20 protein-coding genes and 1 pseudogene are annotated in these 21,309 nt (G+C 53.7%); all 21 read left to right on the forward strand.

Annotated elements, in window-relative coordinates:
• The first annotated feature begins 161 nt into the window (after positions 1-161).
• The 21 genes and pseudogenes from NT140_13045 (at position 162) to NT140_13145 (ending at position 21,237) form a co-directional block, all read left to right on the forward strand.
• Complete coding sequence (locus NT140_13045; GenBank protein ID MCX5832786.1) at positions 162-653, forward strand: DUF6088 family protein; 492 nt, start codon at positions 162-164, stop codon at positions 651-653.
• Between the two features lie 150 nt (positions 654-803).
• Positions 804-1,168, forward strand: a pseudogene (locus NT140_13050) (putative DNA binding domain-containing protein).
• Between the two features lie 315 nt (positions 1,169-1,483).
• Positions 1,484-2,845: an SEC-C metal-binding domain-containing protein gene (locus tag NT140_13055; protein ID MCX5832787.1), complete on the forward strand. Its 1,362-nt coding sequence runs from the start codon at positions 1,484-1,486 to the stop codon at positions 2,843-2,845.
• 330 nt (positions 2,846-3,175) lie between these two features.
• On the forward strand, positions 3,176-3,493 hold the full coding sequence (locus tag NT140_13060) for a helix-turn-helix transcriptional regulator (GenBank protein ID MCX5832788.1): 318 nt from the start codon (positions 3,176-3,178) through the stop codon (positions 3,491-3,493).
• A 160-nt stretch (positions 3,494-3,653) separates the two neighbouring features.
• Positions 3,654-4,238: a zeta toxin family protein gene (locus NT140_13065; protein MCX5832789.1), complete on the forward strand. Its 585-nt coding sequence runs from the start codon at positions 3,654-3,656 to the stop codon at positions 4,236-4,238.
• On the forward strand, positions 4,238-4,432 hold the full coding sequence (locus NT140_13070) for a hypothetical protein (GenBank protein MCX5832790.1): 195 nt from the start codon (positions 4,238-4,240) through the stop codon (positions 4,430-4,432). The genes NT140_13065 and NT140_13070 overlap by 1 nt, the downstream gene beginning before the upstream one ends.
• Positions 4,433-4,619: 187 nt before the next feature.
• Positions 4,620-5,918 (forward strand): phenylacetate--CoA ligase, encoded by a 1,299-nt coding sequence (locus NT140_13075; GenBank protein ID MCX5832791.1) that lies wholly within the window; start codon positions 4,620-4,622, stop codon positions 5,916-5,918.
• A gap of 15 nt (positions 5,919-5,933) precedes the next feature.
• Complete coding sequence (locus NT140_13080) at positions 5,934-6,917, forward strand: FAD binding domain-containing protein (GenBank protein ID MCX5832792.1); 984 nt, start codon at positions 5,934-5,936, stop codon at positions 6,915-6,917.
• 12 nt (positions 6,918-6,929) lie between these two features.
• Positions 6,930-7,403: a (2Fe-2S)-binding protein gene (locus NT140_13085; GenBank protein ID MCX5832793.1), complete on the forward strand. Its 474-nt coding sequence runs from the start codon at positions 6,930-6,932 to the stop codon at positions 7,401-7,403.
• Entirely contained in the window at positions 7,400-9,700 is a 2,301-nt protein-coding gene (locus NT140_13090) for a xanthine dehydrogenase family protein molybdopterin-binding subunit (protein MCX5832794.1), read from the forward strand. Before NT140_13085 ends, NT140_13090 begins: the two co-directional genes overlap by 4 nt.
• Positions 9,697-10,695, forward strand: coding sequence for an FAD binding domain-containing protein (locus NT140_13095; protein ID MCX5832795.1), 999 nt, complete (start codon positions 9,697-9,699; stop codon positions 10,693-10,695). Before NT140_13090 ends, NT140_13095 begins: the two co-directional genes overlap by 4 nt.
• Positions 10,696-10,705: 10 nt before the next feature.
• The gene (locus tag NT140_13100) at positions 10,706-11,176 is read left to right on the forward strand and encodes a (2Fe-2S)-binding protein (GenBank protein ID MCX5832796.1); all 471 of its coding nucleotides are present in this window, start codon (positions 10,706-10,708) and stop codon (positions 11,174-11,176) included.
• 5 nt (positions 11,177-11,181) lie between these two features.
• Positions 11,182-13,464 carry a xanthine dehydrogenase family protein molybdopterin-binding subunit gene (locus tag NT140_13105; protein ID MCX5832797.1) on the forward strand — a complete coding sequence of 761 codons (2,283 nt, stop codon included), beginning with the start codon at positions 11,182-11,184 and terminating at the stop codon, positions 13,462-13,464.
• A gap of 177 nt (positions 13,465-13,641) precedes the next feature.
• A complete protein-coding gene (locus tag NT140_13110; GenBank protein MCX5832798.1) occupies positions 13,642-14,064 on the forward strand; it encodes a VOC family protein in 423 nt (140 codons plus the stop codon).
• 28 nt (positions 14,065-14,092) lie between these two features.
• On the forward strand, positions 14,093-15,235 hold the full coding sequence (locus NT140_13115; protein ID MCX5832799.1) for a saccharopine dehydrogenase NADP-binding domain-containing protein: 1,143 nt from the start codon (positions 14,093-14,095) through the stop codon (positions 15,233-15,235).
• 31 nt (positions 15,236-15,266) lie between these two features.
• Entirely contained in the window at positions 15,267-16,529 is a 1,263-nt protein-coding gene (locus tag NT140_13120) for an aminotransferase class III-fold pyridoxal phosphate-dependent enzyme (protein ID MCX5832800.1), read from the forward strand.
• A 48-nt stretch (positions 16,530-16,577) separates the two neighbouring features.
• On the forward strand, positions 16,578-17,369 hold the full coding sequence (locus NT140_13125) for an EFR1 family ferrodoxin (protein MCX5832801.1): 792 nt from the start codon (positions 16,578-16,580) through the stop codon (positions 17,367-17,369).
• Between the two features lie 32 nt (positions 17,370-17,401).
• Complete coding sequence (locus NT140_13130; GenBank protein MCX5832802.1) at positions 17,402-18,193, forward strand: alpha/beta fold hydrolase; 792 nt, start codon at positions 17,402-17,404, stop codon at positions 18,191-18,193.
• A 471-nt stretch (positions 18,194-18,664) separates the two neighbouring features.
• Positions 18,665-19,966 (forward strand): cytochrome ubiquinol oxidase subunit I, encoded by a 1,302-nt coding sequence (locus tag NT140_13135; protein MCX5832803.1) that lies wholly within the window; start codon positions 18,665-18,667, stop codon positions 19,964-19,966.
• 32 nt (positions 19,967-19,998) lie between these two features.
• Positions 19,999-21,009, forward strand: a complete 1,011-nt coding sequence (gene cydB / locus NT140_13140; protein MCX5832804.1) for a cytochrome d ubiquinol oxidase subunit II — start codon at positions 19,999-20,001, stop codon at positions 21,007-21,009.
• Between the two features lie 42 nt (positions 21,010-21,051).
• Complete coding sequence (locus tag NT140_13145) at positions 21,052-21,237, forward strand: hypothetical protein (GenBank protein MCX5832805.1); 186 nt, start codon at positions 21,052-21,054, stop codon at positions 21,235-21,237.
• Positions 21,238-21,309 lie beyond the last annotated feature (72 nt).

The following is a 21,309-nucleotide window of genomic DNA, read 5'->3' on the forward strand; positions in this document are numbered from 1 at the left end:
TCAGAAAAACTGATCTATATTCCTGACAAAATTGAATGGTGATGTGCCATGCAAAGCATTGATTCAAAAATACTTAGCAGGATTTATGGCTCCGGTAGGGGTGTTGTCTTAACCCAGGTCGTTTTCTGGACATTGGCAGCCGCGACGCCGTTGACAAGGTAATGTCGCGCCTGGTCCAGAAAGGCACGCTGCGCCGATTGGCACGCGGCCTCTACGATTATCCGACGCAGCACCCGATCATGGTCATTCTTGCGCCGAGTCCCGATGCTATTGCCCAGGCTCTGGCAGGCAAACAAGGTATCCGCCTCCAACCCTCTGGGGCATACGCGGCCAACCGGCTGGGTTTGTCCACACAGGTGCCCGCCGGGATTGTCTATCTGACCGACGGTCCCTCCCGCACGGTGCGGGTGGGAAATCAGGAGATTCGCCTCCAGCGGACTACGCCTCGGAGCATGGGACCAGCCGATCGTATCAGCGGTTTGGTCATTCAAGCGCTGCGGCACCTGGGCCAAAAGCATGTGGATGATGCCGTGATCCTGACCCTGCAACGCAAACTGAGTGATCAAGACAAGAGACGGCTGATGAAGGACATCGCCTATGCACCCGCGTGGGTGGGCAAGCATCTGCGGGAGATTGCCCGGGGAGAGGCCTGAATCATGGATCGGTTTATTCGACTGTCCGACGATGAGCATCGTCGCTACTTTGTGCAAACGGCAGAGCGGATGCGACTCAGTCCGCAGATCATCGAGGCAATCGGGGACGGGTTCACGTTTTAAAATCTATTTAAGCGGGTTTCGACCGTGATGAATATTAACCAATTGATCGGACGCGATGAGGGAAAAACGCTTGAGTTCAAGCGGGATCTCAGTTCTCCCCGCATATCCTGAAAACCTTGACCGCCTTTGCTAACACCGCAGGTGGCGTGTTGCTGATCGGTATTGAGGATGTCACAAAGAATGTTCTTGGGCTTGAGAATCCACTGGATGAAGAGGAACGGTTATGTAGTCTGATTGCCGACAGCATTGAGCCGCGACTTGCGCCCAACGTGGAATTGATAACTTGGCAGAATAAAACCTTGCTGGCCGTAGAAGTGTATCCCAGCGGCTCCCGGCCACACTGGCTGAAACGCGAAGGCCCAATGCAGGGTGTATATGTTCGGCTCGGTTCACCGCCGCTTTCGAAAACCGAGCCCACCGAACAAGTACAGAGATTATTGCTCTGTTTGCAGCGTCAACCATTGGCCGTCCGCGAGATCATGCAATCCTTGAAATTGAACCATCGGCCAACATTGCTTTACGATTATTTGAAACCTGCTATTGATGGGGAGTTTGTTGAAATGACCCAACCAGATTCCCCAAAAAGCCCGACTCAGAAATACCGGTTAACGAAAAAGGGGGAACGGCTTGCCAATGGAACTTAAATTCAAGAAATACGGAAATACGGGCAGTGTCTCTGTATTAAAGATGAAAGGAATTTCCCTGTGATGGAAAAAATCAGCCGCAACGAACCCTGCCCCTGCGGCAGCGGCAGGAAATACAAGAAGTGCTGCCTGCTGAAGGAAGATGAACTCACGTCCCGCCACCGGGAGGAGGGCACCGCGGTGTCACGCGCCCTTGACTGGCTGGCGCAGCATTACCCCCAACAGGTTTCCGAGGCTCTCGATACGGAGTTTTTCGGAGCGCTTGAAGAAACAGAGCGTGACCGTTTGAGCAAGTTATCACCGAGTCTTCAGGAGATGGTTCACATCAACTCCCACGAATGGCTCATCAATGACGCCTGTATTGAGGTGAAGGGGAAAAGGACCCCGGTGCGCGAGTTGCTCCTTGGTTCCGGCGGACTTCTGTTGGTTCCGGCGGGGCGGGAATGGATCAAGGACATGGGGGAGCGCCCCTTGAGCCTGTATGAGGTGCAGCAAGTAACGCCGGGCGTGGGAATAGAACTGGCCGACCTCCTGCGCCCCGAGACTGCGCCGGTCTGGATCAGCGAGCGATCAGCGTCGCGGTCCCTGGTTCGACTGGACATTTTTGGTACCCGCCTCATCCGGCGCGACAGCGGTTTCGTCATGTCCGGCGCCGCCTATCCGTTTGCCCGCGTCGAGGGACTGGCCTGCCGGGACGAGATCCTACGCGAAATGAAAGGAGTTTCCTGGAACTCTGACCTGGCCCGCGAAGTAGTAAGTTGCCATATCACCGACCAATGGCTTGAGGGACTTATTGCAAAACGTCCACTCCCTACACTGGTGGACACCTCCACCGGCGAGCCGATCATGCTGACTACCGACCATTACCGGGTCAGGGATTGGCAGGAGCTTGGGGCATTGCTCGCCCGGCAACCCGATGTGGAGGGTGACCGGAAGGAGGGGTGGGTGCGTTTTAACCCCCTGGAAGGGGAGATACGGCGGTCGCGGGCAGCACTCAATCCCAAAGGAAACGATACCCTGGAGGTCTTCTGCCGCACCCTGAAGCTGGCCGAAGATACGCGCCAGTGGCTGGAGAACCTTGCCGGTAAAGTTCTTAGCTACCAAATCAGGGAGATGGTCGATCCCCGCTCCGAGAAGGCTCTGGAGTCGGCCCCGGCATCACCGCAAGCGGAGATACCGCCGGAGATCGCGTCCCAACTCATCCACAACTACCTGAGTAAATTTTACGCCAACTGGACTGAGGAGATCATACCGGCTTTGGGTAACAAGACACCGCGACAGGCGATAAAAACGGAAAAAGGGCGCCAGGCGGTAATCGATCTTCTCAAGTCATACGAACATGGCGAAGCGCGCCGCGTCAAGAACCAGGGAGGGGAGCCGTTCGATTTCGGCTTTCTCTGGGAGCGTCTGGAGATAATTAAATGATCAATCGGGGACGGGTTCACATTTTATTGCCGAGCAAGCTTGGCAGCCTGCCGTCGAACCGCTCAACTTGCCGTGTTGGGTGGACCTGTATCGGAAAAAAACATTGTTTCAACGCCAGAAAAATACTCCAATTCACTTGACGATATGTCATAAATGACATAGGATGGATGGTGACGAGTCCGCACGATAAATCCTGGGTGTGGTTGCACGGTGAGGTGCAAACCGGCTCTGTATTTGAAAAGAAAACAAATCATACGCCGAAGCCGGTTACCGATGTATGCAAGAAGCGAATAAAAGAGTACGAGTCGTGAGCAGGAGGGTAAAGTCATGATGGAAAAAACCAAAAAGAATATGCTGGAGAAAAAGGGATGGAAAGTTGGAACAACAACTGAATTTCTTGGGTTATCGTCGGAAGAGGCCAGGTATATCGAATTGAAACTGGCGCTGAGTGAACATTTGAAGAAACAGCGTATGAAGAAAAAAATTACGCAGGAGCAGTTGGCCAAGATGATGAGTTCCAGCCAGTCGCGTGTTGCAAAAATGGAAACAGGTGACCCGACTGTTTCATTGGATTTATTGGTGAGATCTCTGTTGACTTTGGGGGCTTCTGAAAAAGATTTGGCAAAAGTCATAACGGCAGCAAATTAAAGGCTGCCCAACTGGGGAAATATGGGGAAATGTGGGGACACTCCCCGGATTAAATCTATAGATGAGTAGGTGCGTAGGGTCTTCCTCGTGGACAAAATCCTTTTGAAATCCGGGGACGCAATACTAATTTCTTCTGAATACAGAGAAGGGAGTTGTTCTGATGGTGACGGAAATAAACCGGCATCTTTACATTATTGCCGGTCCCAATGGTTCGGGAAAGACCACTTTTGTCCGGAGGTTTCTTCCCTATTATGCGGACTGCATTAATCTTGTGAATGCTGATTTGATTGCCGCCGGCCTTTCTCCGTTTTCACCGGACATAGCCGCCATCAAAGCTGGTAGAATAATGCTGGAGCAGATTCAAGAACATATTAACGCGGGCCATGATTTTGCTATTGAGACAACATTGGCGGGTAGATCGTATGTCAGATTGCTCAAGGATCTGAAGAAAAAGGGCTATAAAATCCATCTGTTTTATTTATGGCTCCATAAACCGGATCTGGCGCTAAAGCGCATTGCCGCACGCGTCAGAGCGGGAGGGCACGATGTACCAGCGGAAGTCGTAAGACGCAGGTATGCCAGAAGTGTGTACAATTTCTTTCACCTTTACAGGCAGTTGCTCGATTCATGGATGTTATTCGACAATTCGGCTGATTTACCCCGCCTGATTGCAGATGAAGAAAGTGGCCATCTAACAGTTATTGATGATAAGCTGTTTTCCGCTATTGAAAGGAGTTCCAAATAATGAAAGCAAAGACGCGTAAAATCGTGAAGGATATTCGTGATCTTCCCTTGAAAGTAAAGGCCGAAATGGCGTTGAAAGAGGCAGTTGCCGAGGCTATAGCCGAGCACAAACGACAGGGGAATCCCATTGCTGTCTGGCGGAATGGCAAGGCCGTTTGGGTACCACCGGAAGAAATTGTTGTGCCTGAAGGGTAAACGAAGGCAGAGATTATTGCGTAGTGAATCAAACCGTCTTTCGAAATCTCCCCGGATTACAGGAAAAAAGGAGCTCGGAAAATTGTTGACTTTAATAGGACAGAAAGATAGATTACCGGCCGAAGTCGGAAATAAGTAAATGCGTACCGCCATTATGCGGAAAGCAGCTTGGACAAAGGAGATGCAGATGAAAAAAACTTTTTCGCCGGTCGTGAAGACCGCTCAGGAGTTGCAGGACTGGCAACTAAAAGGTCTGAAGTGGACCGTCACGCACGCCTACAAAGGTTCGCAGCATTACCGGGCCAAGTTTGATGAAGCCGGCGTAAAACCGGCCGATATCAAAACACTGGCCGACATACAAAAACTACCGTTCGTCTCGAGCAAAGACCTCCAGGAAGGCTATCCCTTCCCACTCCGGAGCGTACCATTTAAGGATGTGGTGCGGATCCACGCCTCCAGCGGCACGACGGGCAAGAGAAAGATCCTCTGCTACACCGCCAAGGATATTGACGACTGGGCGGAGATGTTTGCGCGTTGTTACGCCTACGCCGACTGCACGCCTGAAGACAGAATCCAGATCGCCGTAGGATATGGCGTCTGGACGGCGGGCTGGGGGTTCCAGAACGGCTGCGAACGGTTCGGGGCCATGTCCATCCCGGCCGGCCCGGGCAATCTCGATATGCAGTGCCAGTTTCTCGAAGACTTCCAGACGACGGTCATGTGTTGCACCGCCTCGATGGGACTGCTCATGGCCGAGGAAATTGACAGGCGCGGTCTGCGCGGGAAGATAGCGCTCAAGAAGATGATCTTCGGCTCTGAACGGGCGAGCGACGCCATGCGGGTGCGAATTTCCGAGCTTTCCGGGGTGGCCGCGGATCAGCTATATGATATTCCCGGGCTCACCGAGCTCTATGGTCCGGGGACGGGTCTTGACTGCCGTCACCACCAGGGCATCCACTATTGGGCGGATTACTACATCCTGGAGATACTTGATCCTCAAACCCTGAAACCAGTGCCCCCCGGAGAGATTGGCGAAATGGTGGTGACCACGCTCCGGAAAGAGGGGGCGCCGCTAGTCCGCTACCGGACACGGGATTTGACGAGGATCATCACCACGCCCTGTCCCTGCGGAAGTATAATGCCCAGGCACGACAGGATTCTGGGGAGATCGGACGACATGTTCATCTTCCGGGCCGTCAACATCTATCCGAGTCATATTGATCAAATTCTTTCGCATATTGATAGCGTGGGGAGTGAATACCAGGTCATCCTTAACCGGCTCGAGAACGGCAAAGACAGCATGCTGATCAAGGTGGAGAGGGCCGGGGACGTCGCGTCGGGACACGATGACGGCCCGATCAGAAAGGCCATCGAACGTGACATAAAGAAGCAGATCATGGTGAGTTGCGATGTCGAGGTCGTGGATTATGCGGCTCTGCCGAGATCGGAGAGAAAAACCAAAAGGGTATTTGACAACAGAGACTGATAAAGGGGGTACATCGTGACGCATTTTGAATATCATAAGCCGCACACCATCAAAGAAGCGATCGCTCTGATGGGGAGCCTGGAAAATGCCAAATTTATCGCCGGAGGCACGGATATCATGGTGCTCATCAGGCAGAAAAAGATCGCCCCGGCGCATCTTGTTTCGCTCCGTAATATCAATGATTTCGCGCCTATCAGTAATAGCGGCGCGGGGGAAGGTTTGCAGATCGGGGGCGGTGTCACCTTTAGCGACATCGTGGCGAACGAGTTCATCCGGGAACGCTACTCGGCGCTTACGGATGCCGCGGGCCAAGTCGGCTCCCGGCAGATACGCAACGTGGCTACCGTCAGCGGCAACATCTGCAATGCCGCCCCGTCGGCGGACACGGCCTGCCCGCTTTTGGTCCTCGATGCCGATGTAAAGATAGCGGGGCCAAAAGGCGAACGCCAGGTTCACCTTGATGATTTTTATCTGGGGGCGGGCCGGGTGGATCTCGGGCCGGGTGAATTGGTAACGGGCTTTCATCTACCCGCTTTCGGGCAGAATACCGGTTCCGCCTACATCAAGCATACCCGCAGACAGGCCATGGATCTTCCCATGGTCGGGATTGCCGTGCGTGTAACCATCAAGATCGGCGGCAGTGAGATCGGCTGCAAAGATGCCTTCTGCACCATTGACAGCATCTCGAATATACTTAAGCGTCTGGAAGACGAGGAACTGCGCTGTGAAGAGGTGCGGATCGCCATGGGCGTGGTGGCGCCGCGACCGGTACGCGCCCGGAAAGCGGAGGCGGCGCTCCAGGGGAAGGTCATATCGGAAGCGCTCTTCGAGCAGATAGGCGAAATAGCGGCCACAGAGGCGCAGCCGCGAGACAGCGTCCGGGGAGAGGCAAGGTACCGGCGGGAAATGGTCAAAGTGCTTACGAAAAGGGCCATTCTGACTGCCGTGGACCGCGTACTCAGACCCGATGACATGATACATCCGGACAGATTGTGGTGAGAGGATAAAAAAATGAAGCGAGAAATGACGTTTAAGCTCAATAACGAAGAGCGCAAGGTAGAAGTTGATCCCGCGTGGACGCTGCTTTATGTGCTGCGGGACGTCCTGGAACTCATGGGTACGAAAGAAGGCTGCGGATATGGAGAGTGCGGCGCCTGTACGGTCATTATTGACGGCCAGTCCGTGAACTCATGCCTCTATCCGATTCTGGAAGCTGAGGGCCGGACCGTGACGACAATAGAAGGGCTGGGGGCGGCCAGCGGTGAACTACACCCGCTCCAGCAGGCCTTTGTCAATGAAGGCGCCGTCCAGTGCGGATTCTGTACGGCGGGGATGATCATGTCGGCCAAGGCGCTCATAGATGAGAAAGTAAAGCCGACGGAAGACGACATCAAGGAGAGCATTGCCGGCAATTTGTGTCGCTGCACCGGCTATGTGCAGATTATTGATGCTATAAAAACCGTTGCCGGTGGGGGGCGAACATGAGCGATCTGACTATGGTAGGGAAAAAAATCACCAAAAGGGACGCCCCTTTGAAAGTCACGGGGGGCGCCACGTACATCCAGGACCTGAAAATTCCGGGCATGCTCTACGGCGGGATTCTCTACAGCAAATACGCCCACGCGAAAATACTGAAACTTGACACCGCCAAGGCGGAGCGTCTCCCCGGCGTGGTGGCCGTCATCACGGCCGCCGATGTGCCCAATAATTTCAGAATTGGCATTATGAAAGACAATCCGCCGCTGAAGACGGGCCGGGTTCGCTCCACGCGCGATGAGATCGCTGCGGTGGCGGCTGTGAGCGCCGAGATTGCCGCGGCAGCCCTGGAGCTCATAGAAGTCGAGTATGAGGAGCTGCCGGGGATTTTCGATCCTTTGGAAGCGATGCAGGAGGGAGCCCCGCTCGTCCACGAGGAGATGAAGTCCAATATCCTGAAGATGCCCTGGAAGCTCATCTGCGGCGATGTGGAGGCGGCGAAAAAGGAGTCCGCTCATGTCGTTTCCGATACCTTCCGCACCCAGTGGGTGACGCACTGCTGCCTCGGAACGAGCGGCTGCATTGCCGTACTCGATATGAGCAACAACCTCACCATGTACAGCAACACGCAGATCCCGTCACTGGCCCAGAACGACTACTTTGAAGCGCTCGCAACCTTCGGATTCAAAGGCCGGCGGGTTCGGGTCATTCAGTGCGCCATCGGCGGCGGTTTCGGCAGCAAGCTGGATACCTATGCCTATGAATATATTGCCATTCTGCTCGCCATGAAGACGAGAAAGCCCGTCAAGTTAGTTTTCTCCCGGGAGGAGGAATTTTTTGCCACCTCGCCGCGGCAGTGTACGATTACGAAGATATCCCAGGGCTGCGACAAGGACGGCAGGCTCACCTTCCGGGAAATGGAGATGGTCCTCGATAACGGCGCCTACACGTCCTGGGGGGCGACGACGCCCTCGGTCATGATGATGCCCATCTCGTCGCTCTACAAGGTGCCGAACATAAAATACGTGGCCAAGTGCGTATATACAAACAACACCTATAGTCAGGCCATGCGGGGTTACGGCAACCCCCAGGCCACCTTTGCCATTGAATCATCGCTCGACCAGTTAGCCGAGAAGGCGGGTATTGACCCCTATGAGCTGCGTTTCCGCAATGCCAACGAACCGGGAGAGCTGACACCGCAGAATTTTAAAGTCACCTCCTGCGGGATGAAGGAGTGCATGGCTGAAGTCGCCCAGAGGCTCGACTGGAAGGGCAAAAAGGGAAACGGCAAGGGCCGCGGCGTCGGGATGGCTTCGCTCATCCATGTGGGCGGCGGCGCCCGGGTATATAAGTCCGACGGTTGCGGGACGATCATCAAAATGGATGACCACGGCAAGGTTGATGTCCTGACCGGGGCGACGGAAATCGGGCAAGGATCGGAGACGGTCCTGGCGCAGATCGTGGCGGAAGTGCTCGGCGTAGCCATTGACGATATCAACGTTATCAATAACGATACGGACGTCTGTCCCTGGGACGTGGGAGCTCATGCGAGCCGGTCCACCTTTGTGGCCGGGAATTCGGCTTTGGGCGCGGCACAGAAGATCAGGAAGCAGATGCTGGCAGTGGCGGCCAAGAATCTGGGTGTAGACCCGGCAGCCCTGGACATAAAAAACGGCGTCGTCTTTTCCACGCAGGATAAGGAAAAGAGCATACCCCTGTCCAAGGTGCTCAGAAAGGTCCATTATGCTCCCGGCGGAAACATGTTCACGGCGGAAAATTTTTACGATCCGCCCAACGAGAATTTCGACAAGGATTTTAAGGGCAACCTTTCCGTCGCCTACGCCTACGGCGTTCATGGGGTGGAGGTAGAAGTGGACCGGGAAACCGGACAGGTTAAAATACTCAATTATATCGCGGCCCACGATGTCGGTAAGGCTATTAATCCCATGCTGCTGGAAGGCCAGATATACGGCGGCGGGCTAATGGGGATCGGCTACGCCCTCGGCGAGACCATGATCTATGAAAAGGGGCGCCTGAAGAACGGTAACTTCTTAGACTACAAGATGCCTACCGCCAAAGATGTACCGCCGGTTCAGGCCGTTATCGTGGAGACGGACGAGCAGGCCGGGCCCTTCGGGGCCAAAGGCATCGGGGAACCGGGGCTGGTGCCCACGGCGCCGGCAATTGCCAACGCCATTTATGATGCCGTCGGCGTCCGGATCAGGGACCTGCCGATTACTCCGGAGAAGGTGCTCCGGGCCCTGCAGGAAAAGGCGCAGGCCGACGCAACAAGGAGTGGTACATGAAGCTTCCATCTTTTGAGTACCTGGAACCGGCCACCGTCAAGGAAGCCTTAGCGATGCTCGATACTTACCAGGACAGGGTGGCAATAATCGCCGGCGGGACGGAGTTGGTCAATCGCCTGAGGTTGCGGCTCATCAGCCCCGACTACGTCATGAATATCAAAAAATTGCGGGATTTGGAGGGCATCGGCGCACGGGAACAGTCAGTTGTCATTGGCGCCAATGTCACTATCAAGGAAATCAGCGCATCATCTCTTTTTCGAGAGAAATACCAGGCCATTGCGGAGGCTGCCTCACAGGTGGCCGCCCCGCCGCTGGCTCAGATGGGGACGGTCGGGGGAAATATCCTGCAGAATACGCGGTGCCTGCTCTACAACCAGTCCGGGATAGTGTTGAAGGGACTGGCCGTATGCCACAAAAGGGGCGGCGCGACCTGTCTGGCCGTCAAGGGCAGCAAGCGCTGTTTCAGCGTCTATCAGGGCGATATGGCGCCGGCGCTCATGGCTTTTGATGCCCAATGCGTCCTTGCCAAGAGCGGCTCCCAACGCACCATTCCCCTCCGGGAGCTTTTCACCGGACAGGGCACAAAACCTTTCTCCATAGAAAACAACGAGCTGCTCACGGGGATCATCGTCCCGCAACAAAGCGGCGCCTACGGTTCTGCGTACCGGAAACTCCGGCTCAGGGGCAGCATTGATTACCCCCTGGCATCGGCGGCCGCGCTTTTAGCGATCGGCAGTGACAGGAAAATTGCCGTCAGCCGTCTCGTCATCGGCGCCGCCGGTTGCGCGCCGAAGGTTGTCGAGCGGGCCTCGGCAATGCTGCTCGGGAAATTGCCCGAGGAGGCGGATTTCAAAGCCGCCTCCGATCTGGCCTATGGGCTGTCGGAAGGTGTGGACAATCTCGCCCTGCCCGGTGATTACCGGCGGAAAATGGTACGGGTGCTCTCGCAAAGGGCCCTCGCGGGAGCCTGTACCGATATGAAGAGGGGGGAGTGAAATGAAGGAGATGAAGCGATATTCCCTGACCCTGACGGTGAATAATGAAGCCCATAAGGTGACGACGTCGCCGAACCGCACCCTGCTCGAAGTGCTGCGCGATGACCTCCATCTCACGGGCGCCAAAGAGAGTTGCGGCGAAGGCGCCTGCGGGTCCTGTACGGTGCTGGTGGACGGGCAGCCCGTGCGCTCCTGCCTGACACTGGCCGTGGCTATGGAAGGCAAAAAGATTACCACCATCGAAGGGCTGGCCCAGGGGGGTAAGCTGCACCCGGTCCAGGCCGCCTTCGTAGAGCAACACGCAATCCAGTGCGGCTTCTGCAGCCCCGGGATGATTCTTACCTCCCAGGCGCTCCTGAACAATAACCCTAACCCTGCGGAAGGCGAGATCCGCCGCGCCATATCGGGCAATGTCTGCCGGTGCACCGGCTATGCCAAGATCGTCAAAGCCGTCCAGTCGCTGGCCGGGGAGTGGAGGTAGGCTACATGGAAAAATATACCCTGCTCGGAAAAGATATGAAACGGATTGATACGGCCGCCAAGGCCACCGGAGAGGCCATCTTCTCGGCGGATATCTCCCTGCCCAGGATGCTGGTCGGCAAGGTGCTCCGCTCGCCCCATCCCCATGCGCGGATTCTGGCGATTGACACGTCAAAGGCCGAAAAACTGCCGGGAGTCAAGGCGGTTATCACGGCCAAGGATATGTGCGGCGATAAATGGGGGGTGTTCAGATACACCCAGGACCAGCAGTTTCTCCCCACCGAGAAGGTCCGCTATGTGGGCGAAGAAGTAGCGGCGGTCGCCGCCGACGATGAAGATACGGCTCTGCAGGCCCTGGCGCTCATTGACGTTGAATATGAACTCCTTCCGGCCGTCTTCACCATCAAGGATGCAATGGCCGCCGGAGCGCCGCAGCTCCACGATGCCTATGCCAATAATATCAATGTGGAGGTAAAGATTGATGTCGGAGACATTGAAAAAGGCTTCAGCGAATCCTTCTTAGTCAGGGAAGATACGTTCAGCGCCCCGGAGGATACCTATTGCCAGACTGAGCCCTATGCGGTCGCGGCCCAGTTTGACCGGGCGGGCAACCTCGAAATATGGATGCCCAACGCCGGCCCTCACATGAAGTCCAAGCCACTGGCGAACGTCCTGAAAATTCCCCTGAACAAGGTAAGGGTACGCAAAATCGCAATCGGCGGCGCCTTCGGAGGCCGGTCGGAAATATCGCCCGCCGATGTGATCTGCGCCTTCCTGGCGCGGAAAGCCCACCGGCCCGTCAAGATTGTTTACACGCGGGAAGAAAATACCGTAGCCACGCGGCAAGCCCACGCCTTGGTGACGAAAATTAAAACCGGCGTGGACCGGGAAGGGAAGGTCCTGGCGCGGGATATCACCTGTTATATGGACGGCGGCGCCTACAGCTCCACGGGCCCCATCGCCGTCTCCGTCCCATTTCTCTGCCTGGAACAGGCCTACCGGATGGACAACGTCCGCTACACGGGCTACCGGATCCTGACCAACAAACCGATTCGGGGCATGTACCGCGTTCATGGCCGGGCCTTTTCCTGCGGTATTGATGTGCAGTTAGACGAGATGGGCGCAGAGCTGGGTATTGACCCGCTCTCGATGCGTCTGCGGAATGCCCGTCAGGCCGGGGACTATACCCCGACCAAGTCCTACGTGGCCAGTTGCGGTATGACGGAGGCGATCGTCAAAGCGGCGGAGAAGTCGGGCTGGAAAGACAAGTTCGGCAAGCTTCCCCCCTGGCACGGCATCGGCATCGGCTGCAACTCTGTGCAGACAGGGTTCCCTATGGGAATCAGGGGGGGCTCCCAGGCCTTCATCAAATTGAACGAAGATGGCGGGATTACGGTCATCACGGGGATCGTTGATAACGGTCAGGGCAACGACAACATGGTGGTCCAGATTGCCGCCGAGGAGCTCGGGCTTAGCCCCGAAGATGTTCAGCTCATCAGCGCCGATACGGAAGTGACCCCGAGCGACCCCGGCTCCTATTCCATGTGCGAGACCTTCGTCGGCGGCAATGCGGTGCGGCTGGCGGCGCAGGATGTGAAAAAGAAGCTCTTCCGGATTGTGGCCGGCGAGCTGGGTGTGGGTGAAGATGACCTTACCGCCCGGGACAGGAAAATCTTTGTGACCACCAATCCCGCAAAATCGCTGAACATTGACAAGGCCGTGCGGATTGCCCTGAGCCGCAACGAATCAATCAGCGGTGAAGGTTCCTACTGGCCGGCGGTTGATTCCAAGCGCGAATGGGTGAAAAACCCCTACGGTCAGCTTTCGGAGGCCTTTTCCTTTGGCGCCGTTATAGTGGAGGTGAAGGTGGACCCGGAAACAGGGCAGGTGGAGGTGCTGGAGGCAACAGCCGCCCAGGATGTGGGCTTCGCCCTGAACCCGCCAATCATCGAGGGGCAGTTCGAAGGCGGTGTCGCCATGGGCGGTCAGGGAGGAATGTTGACCGAATTCCTGCAATGGCACGAGGGGCGGGTGCTAAACCCCAGCCAGCTCGGCTACTTAGTGCCGCTGGCGATAGATATGCCGCCGATCAACAACATCATTGTGGAAACCATTGATCCCAAAGGGCCTTACGGGGCCAAGGAAGCAGGCATGTCCGTTGCCATGAGCGCGGCGCAGGCCTACTGCGGCGCCATCAGCAATGCGGTGGGGGTCTATTTCCACGATTATCCCATCACGCCGGACAAGATCGTGCAGGCCATCGAGGAGAAAAAAGCGGCGGGAAGGTGAAACCCTCATGACGGTACGCCGTCACAAAGGACAAAGAAAATCTCCCCTAACCCCTCTTTGCCAAAGAGGGGAATCCTGAAGTCCCCCTTCAGCAAAGGGGCACAACTTACTTCCCCCTTTAGCAAAGGGGGATTGAGGGGGATTTGAAATGTGTTTCACGGATGAAAGGGTGCAGAGATGAAAATCGAGAAGGTTGATCACATTTGCTTTGCCGTAAAGGACCTGGAAGCGACCAAAAAAGTCTACAAGGACGATCTGAATCTGGAGCCGGCTTTTGAGTATGTTGCCGCTTCGGAAAAGATAAAAGTGGCGCGGTATTTAATCGGCGAGGTGGCCGTGGAGCTTATGGAATCAACGGCGCCGGACGGCGAGGTTGCCAAATTCATCCATACCAAAGGCGAAGGCGTCTTCCTAATATCCTATAAGGTAGATAATCTTTCCCAGGCCATGCATGAGCTCCAGGAAAAACATGTCAGACTGATTGACAGCAAGCCCAGAGAACTCTTCGGGACCAAGTATGCCTTCGTCCACCACCCCGATAAACTCAGCGGGGTGCTGACCGAACTTATTGAAGGCGAATTCGATATCAACAAAAAATAATTATCAGACTTACTAAGGAGGTTCAAGAATGCGGGTATTGGTAATGGGCGGTTTGGGCGGCATGGGTCAGGGAGTCTCCCGTGACCTGATCAAGCAGGATAAGATCGAGAAAGTCATTCTCGGTGATATAAATACGGATCCGAGCAGAATGCAGGATAAGTTGCGGGCCAGTGATAAGATATCGCTCATTAAAATTGATGTCAACGATCACCAGGGCATGGTCAGCGAGATCAAGGCGGCCGACGTGGTCATCAACTGCGCGGGACCATTCTACAAGACGGCCGTGGCGGTGGCCAGGGCGGCGGTGGAGGCAAAGGTCAACTATATAGATATTTGCGATGACTATGAGGCGGCAGAGATCCTTTTTGCTTCCGATATTGACGGCGCGGCCAGGGCGGCCGGGATCACCGTCCTTACCGGTATGGGATCGGACCCGGGGACCAACAACGTCATCGTGCAGTGGTTTGCCAACAAACTCGATCGCGTGAACGAGATCGCCCTGTTTTGGGTGGTGAGCATCGCCGAGCTCGCCGGCGCCGCCTGGGATCACAGCCTCCACATGACCATCGGTCAGATTCCCCAGTATATAGATGGCAAGCTGGTGCATGTAGAAGGCGGCACGGGCATAGAGACCACCACTTTTCTCGAACCGCTTGGCACCTGCCAGGTTTGCTATGTGGGCCATCCCCAGCCGCTCACCATGCCCCGCTACATAAAAGGGGTGAAGCAGGTCGTCATCAAAGGCGCGCTCATCCCCGGCTGGGTGGACAAGCTCATCAAGGAGCAGAAAGATACAGGCTTCCTCAGTAAGGAGCCGTTAGATGTGAAGGGGACAAAAGTTACCCCCTACGATCTGACTTTAAAGCTTTGGGAGGCCATTCCCAATAACAGAGACCGGGGGCCCCAGTCTTCAGGCCTGAAAGTGATCGTCAAGGGAGAGAGAGGCGGCAACCAGATTACCTACACGGCCGACATGGCGGGCCGGATGGCGCCCGGAACAGGGCTGCCCGCCTCTATCGCCGCTCTCATGCTCGATGCCGGCGACGTTACGGTCAAGGGTGTGGTCGCCCCGGAAGGCTGCATTGATCCGGAAAAATTCCTCACGGCATTGCTGCAAAGAGGCGCCAGAATACATCAAACGGAAACGATCACATCTATGCTGACAATTTAGCCTGAGCCAGGCATTTAGAAAGGGACATTTCATGAAAACCATTGAGAAACTGAATATAACGAAGAGCCAGGAACTTTTTGCCGAGGCAACAAAATTAGTTCCCGGCGGCGTCCTGGGCGCCCGGAAGCCCAGCGATTTTATCGAGGGAGAATATCCGATTTTCCTGGAATCGGGCCAAGGCAGCAGGCTAACGGACGTGGACGGGAATGAATATATTGATTTCCTCTGCGGCTATGGGCCGATTATCCTGGGTTATCGGGAGCAAGAGGTTGATGAAGCCGTTATCAGGCAAATAACCGACAAAGGCTTCTGCTTCACCCTGACCCAGCGTTATCAGAATCAGCTCGCAAAGAAACTGCGCGAAATCGTCCCCTGTTCAGAAATGAGCATTTTTTTAAAGACCGGTTCCGATGCCACTACGGCCAGCGTCCGCATAGCGAGGGCCTACACTAACCGGATGAAGGTCATGCGCTGCGGCTACCACGGCTGGCATGACTGGTGCGTGGAGATGAAGGGGGGCATTCCGGAAAAATTCTACGAGGATGTCTATGAATTCCGCTACAACAATCTTGCTCAGATCGAGGAATTGATGGCTATACATGGCGATCAGACGGCGGCCATCGTGATGACTCCGTTTGGCCATCCCAACCATCAAAAGATGGCCGAACCCAAGCCCGGGTTCCTGGAAGGGGTTCGAGAGCTCGCTAACAGGTATGGCGCGGTATTGGTCTTTGACGAGGTCCGCACGGGCTTCCGGCTTGCCATGGGTGGAGCGCAGGAACTTTATAAAGTCACACCCGACCTCGTGGTGCTGGGCAAGGGAATGGCCAACGGCTATGCCATCAGTGTCGTCACCGGGAAAACCGATGTAATGATGGCCGCAGCCCAGAAGCTTTTTATCTCTTCCACCTTCTTTCCGAACAGCGATGGCTACGTTGCCGCTATAAAAACCATTGAAATATTGGAACGTGACAACGTCCTGGCCAAGATATGGGAAAAGGGCGGCCGTTTAATGAAAAGAATCCAGGCCATCATTGACAAATACGACGTCGGCGCGGAATTGACCGGGGTGGCGCCCATGTTTTATATAACCTTCAAAAAGGATGAAACGGATACCCATCGCGCCAGACGCGATGATTTTTACACCCAGCTTATCCGCCGGGGCATCTTCTTGCACCCGCACCATCATGGCTATATTTCTTACCGGCACACGGAGGAAGACCTGAACACAACGGTTCAGGCCATAGATGAGGCGATGGCCTACGTAAAGGACAAATATCTGAAAAAACCCTGACCTGCCTTCCTCAAACAGTCCGGAAGTTGAGTTAGAGAGAATTTATCAATGAAAACCGATCTATTCTACTATACGGGCACCGGCAATTCGCTCTGGACAACCAGGATGCTGGCAAAGGAGATGAGCGGGGCAGAGATCGTTCCGATATCGAGCACTACTGGGAATCCGATCGTGAGTGGGGCCGAAGCGATCGGGATCATCTTCCCCGTCCACATCTGGGGGCTGCCGCGCAGAGTAATTGCTTTTGTAGACGCGCTGGAGAAAAAAGGGTCCCGGTACTATTTTGCCGTCGCCGTCAACGCGGGTCAGGTCGCAGCCACATTGATTCAACTTTCGAAACGGATGCAGGCACGGGGATTATCCCTTTCCGCCGGATACGAACTGGTAATGCCGTCCAACTATATTCCCTGGGGCGGCCCTGGGCCGGAAGAGGAACAAATCCGTCAGATCGAGGGGGCACGAAGCAAGATCAGCCGGATCGCCGCCGGCTGCGCGGCCAGAGAGAAGCGACCGGTAGAGAAAGGCCCCTTGTGGCAGAACATCTTGTTTACCGGACTTAACCGGCTCTCCTTTTCCCGTGTTCCCACAATGGACCGAAGCTTTTGGGCCGACGAAAGGTGCAACGGCTGCGGCATCTGCAAGGCGATCTGCCCATCCGGAAACAGCGCCCTGCCAGGTGACAGACCCGCCTGGCTGCACCACTGTGAACAGTGCCTCGCCTGCATCCAGTGGTGTCCGCAGGAGGCGATCCAGTTCGGCAAGAAAACTCCCCGCTACAAGCGCTACCACCATCCGGAGATAATCTTGCGGGACATGCTCGCCGTTACGCCGATGCGATAATCGCCGAAAGTCTGCCCCAAGGTAGGATAAACATGAAAAACCTTCTGGCCCCCATCAGCGCAATCTGTATATGCTCCATTTTCATCGGCTGTAGTCAGGAAAGTCTCATCTTCTACCCAGAAATCCTGCCACCAGGCTACTCTTTTACCTTTTCCGGGCCATTTGAAGAAGTGACCGTGCCCGTGGATGCGGCAACCTTGCATGCACTCCTCTTCAAGGTAAAAAATCCCCGCGGGGTCGTTCTTTATTGGCACGGCAATGCCGGTAGTCTTAGTTCCTGGGGCGCCGTGGCCACGGATTTCACTTCCAGGGGCTATGATGTCATGATTCCGGACTACCGCGGCTTCGGCAAGAGCAGCGGGAAGATCACGAGTGAAAAACAGTTGCTTGACGACGGCCTGGCCGTCTATCGCCTACTGACAAAAACCTGGCCGGAAAACCGGATTATTGTCTATGGAAGATCGCTTGGAACGGGTGTCGCTACCTACGTTGCCCAATCGGGGAAGCCCCGGATGCTCATTATGGAATCGCCTTTCCTGAGCCTTATAGATCTGGCATCCTATCATTACCCGTACCTGCCCCGACTGATCTTGTCCAAGTTTCTTAGATATCCGCTGAGAAACGACCACCGGATCGGTGAGGTCGCATGCCCTGTATATCTATTTCACGGAACAAGAGACGACATCATTCCTTTCGATCACAGTGTCCGGCTGGAGAAACTGGTCCGCACGTCGCGCCGCCTGATCCGGATCGAGGGGGGAGGTCACAACGATCTGAGCGATTTCGGTACATTTGACCGGGAACTGGGCCAGATTCTCCAGTAGCCGGTCCATTTATCCAGAGGAAAATTTATTGCAACCAGGACTTCAAATCCAAGTAGCTATTTTTTTGATCAAGGTATATTGCCGAGTACCAGATGAAATGTGGCACTTTTGGGGGATGAGCAGTGTTGAGCATGGCTTCCTGAAGTCAGTAAAACGTCAGTCTTGAAGAAAATGCTTGATTTCAATCGGTAATAAATGCTGCTGCTTTCTCAGCGAAGCTAATTTGAGGCGAGAAGTGTACCTTGATTGTGCTCAAATATGACCTGTTGCCGAGTGACTCGAACAAAAAGTGATCTGATTTCTCAAAAGGGCGGTCACCGATCCATCTTTCTTACCCTGTCGCATCGCCGGCCCCTGCTTTTTGATGCAAAATAGATAAAAAATATCCCTTGACAACCAAAAACGGCCACCCTACACTCCAGCTATCGAAAAGCAATGTCTTATCAATCAATCAAAAACATGGAGGTGTTTATGAGTGCGTTACTCCTTGCCCGTATCCAATTCGCCTTTACGATAGGCTTTCATTTTCTTTTTCCTGCCATGACATTGGGTACCGCCCTGATCATCCTCATATCCGAAACCATGTATCTTGTCAAAAAAGATGAAATTTATAAAAAGGTAACTGATCTTCTCGCCAAACTGCTCGGGCTGATTTTTGTAGTAGGAGCGGCAACCGGCATCACTATGGAATTTTCTTTTGGTACTAACTGGTCGGGATATTCAAGGGCGGTAGGAGATATCTTCGGGCCAATACTTGCAGCCGAAGGCGTGATCGCTTTTTTTCTAGAATCAGTATTCATCGGTGTGCTAGTTTTTGGCAGAAACAAGGTATCCGCGAAAGTTTACTGGGTAGCGGCGCTTCTGGTATTTTTAGGTGGCCACCTTTCCGCTTTCTGGATAGTAGTCGCCAATTCATGGATGCAGACTCCCGCGGGCCACGCAATAAATGAAGCGGGCAAAATAGTCCTGACCAGTTTTACCGATGCTGTTTTTAATCCATCAACAATCATCAGGTTTTGTCATACGGTTGTGGCTTCGTGGATGACCTGCGCGATCATGATCGCGGGAATTGCCGGATACTATGTAAGAAAAGGATTGCATGGCCAGACGGCCAAAACAATGCTGAAAATTGGCATAATTCTTTTTGCCATCACACCGATATTGCAACTGGCAACAGGACATATTCATGCAGTGGAAGTCATCAACAGGCAGCCGGAAAAAGCGGCAGCTATGGAGGGTCATTTTGAGACTGCCAGAGGTGTACCTCTTTATATTGTGGGGTTTGTTGATGAGCAAAACGAAAAAACATATGGAATTTACGTTCCCAAAGGTTTGAGCTTATTATACAACTTTGACTGGAACTCGGAAATAAAAGGATTGAAAGATTTCCCCAAAGAAGATTGGCCACCTGTTAATTTTGTGTTTCAAGCCTACCATATAATGGTGGGGATAGGCATGCTTGCCATTGCCTTGGGATTACTTGGCGTGTATCTGCTTTGGACTAAAAAAATCTATGAGAATAAATTATATCTTTTCATGCTGCCCTTTCTGATACCGCTACCGCATATCGCTCATGAGACAGGATGGATCGCGGCGGAAGTAGGCCGGCAGCCGTGGATAATCTATAAACTGATGAAGACCGCTAAGGCCGCATCGGTTATCGTAACATCGGGTGAAATAGCTTTCAGCCTGATTATGTTTTTCCTGATTTATCTGCTCTTGGCGATAATATTTATCATGCTGTTTGTAAAAATTGTTAAAAAAGGTCCGTAAGCGTAATAAATACCAATATGGGGGAATACTAAATGGATACTATACAGAACTATCAAATGCTCTGGTTCGTTCTAGTTTTGATACTGTTTATCGGCTACTCCCTTTTAGATGGATTTGATCTGGGCGTGGGAGCGCTCCTGCCTTTTCTCGGTAAGACCAAAGAGGAAACGGATATACTGATCAATTCTATCGGACCTGTCTGGGATGGCAATGAAGTCTGGCTGATCACCGGCGGTGGCGCGCTATTTGCGGCCTTCCCCCAAGCTTATGCCACGGCCTTTTCCGGCTTTTATCTGGCGATGATGCTTGTTTTATTCGCCCTGATTTTTCGGGCTGTCTCGATGGAATTTCGCGCAGGTGACGAGGGGCGAGCCTTGCTCTGGGAGAAAGCCTTTACTTTCGGCAGTGGCCTTGCCGCTCTTTTATTTGGCGTAGCGCTGGGGAATGTTGTTTATGGAGTGCCGCTGGATAATAAAATGGAATTTACCGGAAGCTTTTTCACCCTGTTAAGACCAGTTCCGCTATTCTTTGGCATCACCGGGCTTGCCGCTATTCTCCTGCAGGGAGCGTCTTACGCAGTGATGAGAACCGAAGGCGAATTGCAGAAGCGGTCTTTTCGCGCAGTTAGCATTTTGGTCTGGGTTAATCTCATCACCGCAATTGCTTATTTTGTGACCCTGGCCTTAACTTTTCAGTGGCTTACGTCAAATTGGTTATTCTATGTGGCGATGCTCTTTACGTTGCTAGGGCTTGCGGGAATTTTCTTCTCTATCAAAAAAGAAAATGACTCCGCCCCGTTTTGGGAATCGTCATTTTCTTTTATCGGGCTGTGGCTTGCGGTTGCTATGGTTCATTTCCCCAATTTGATCAAAGCAAGCAACGATCAAAATTTAAGCATAACGATTTTTAACAGTTCCACCGGTTTGCAAACACTAAAGGTCATGAGCGCTATTGCCCTAATCGGTATGCCGATTGTCATTGGTTATACCATCTTTGTTTACCGGATTTTTAAGGGGAAGGCTAAATTATCTGACCATTATTGAAAAGCTTTTCCAGAATAAAATAGCTGCCGAGGGAAATCCCAAATGATTGTTGATCGTCTTGATAATTGGCGCTTATATTTTAGCGATCCTGTTTGGGTAACCATCTTTGCTCACTTACGGGCATTAGATGAAAATACGCCCGCCATGGAAAAACAGATTAAAGGTGATGATATAATTCTTAAAGTGTTTGGTTACGTGACCATCGTACCTACTGATCCTGAAATATGAGCAATCGTGCGAAGCCACCCGCGCATGAAAACCGGTTTATCGTATCAATCCCTCATCACCGCACGGAGCGCC

It is taken from the genome of Deltaproteobacteria bacterium, assembly GCA_026388415.1.
GTDB lineage: Bacteria > Desulfobacterota > Syntrophia > Syntrophales > JACQWR01 > JAPLJV01.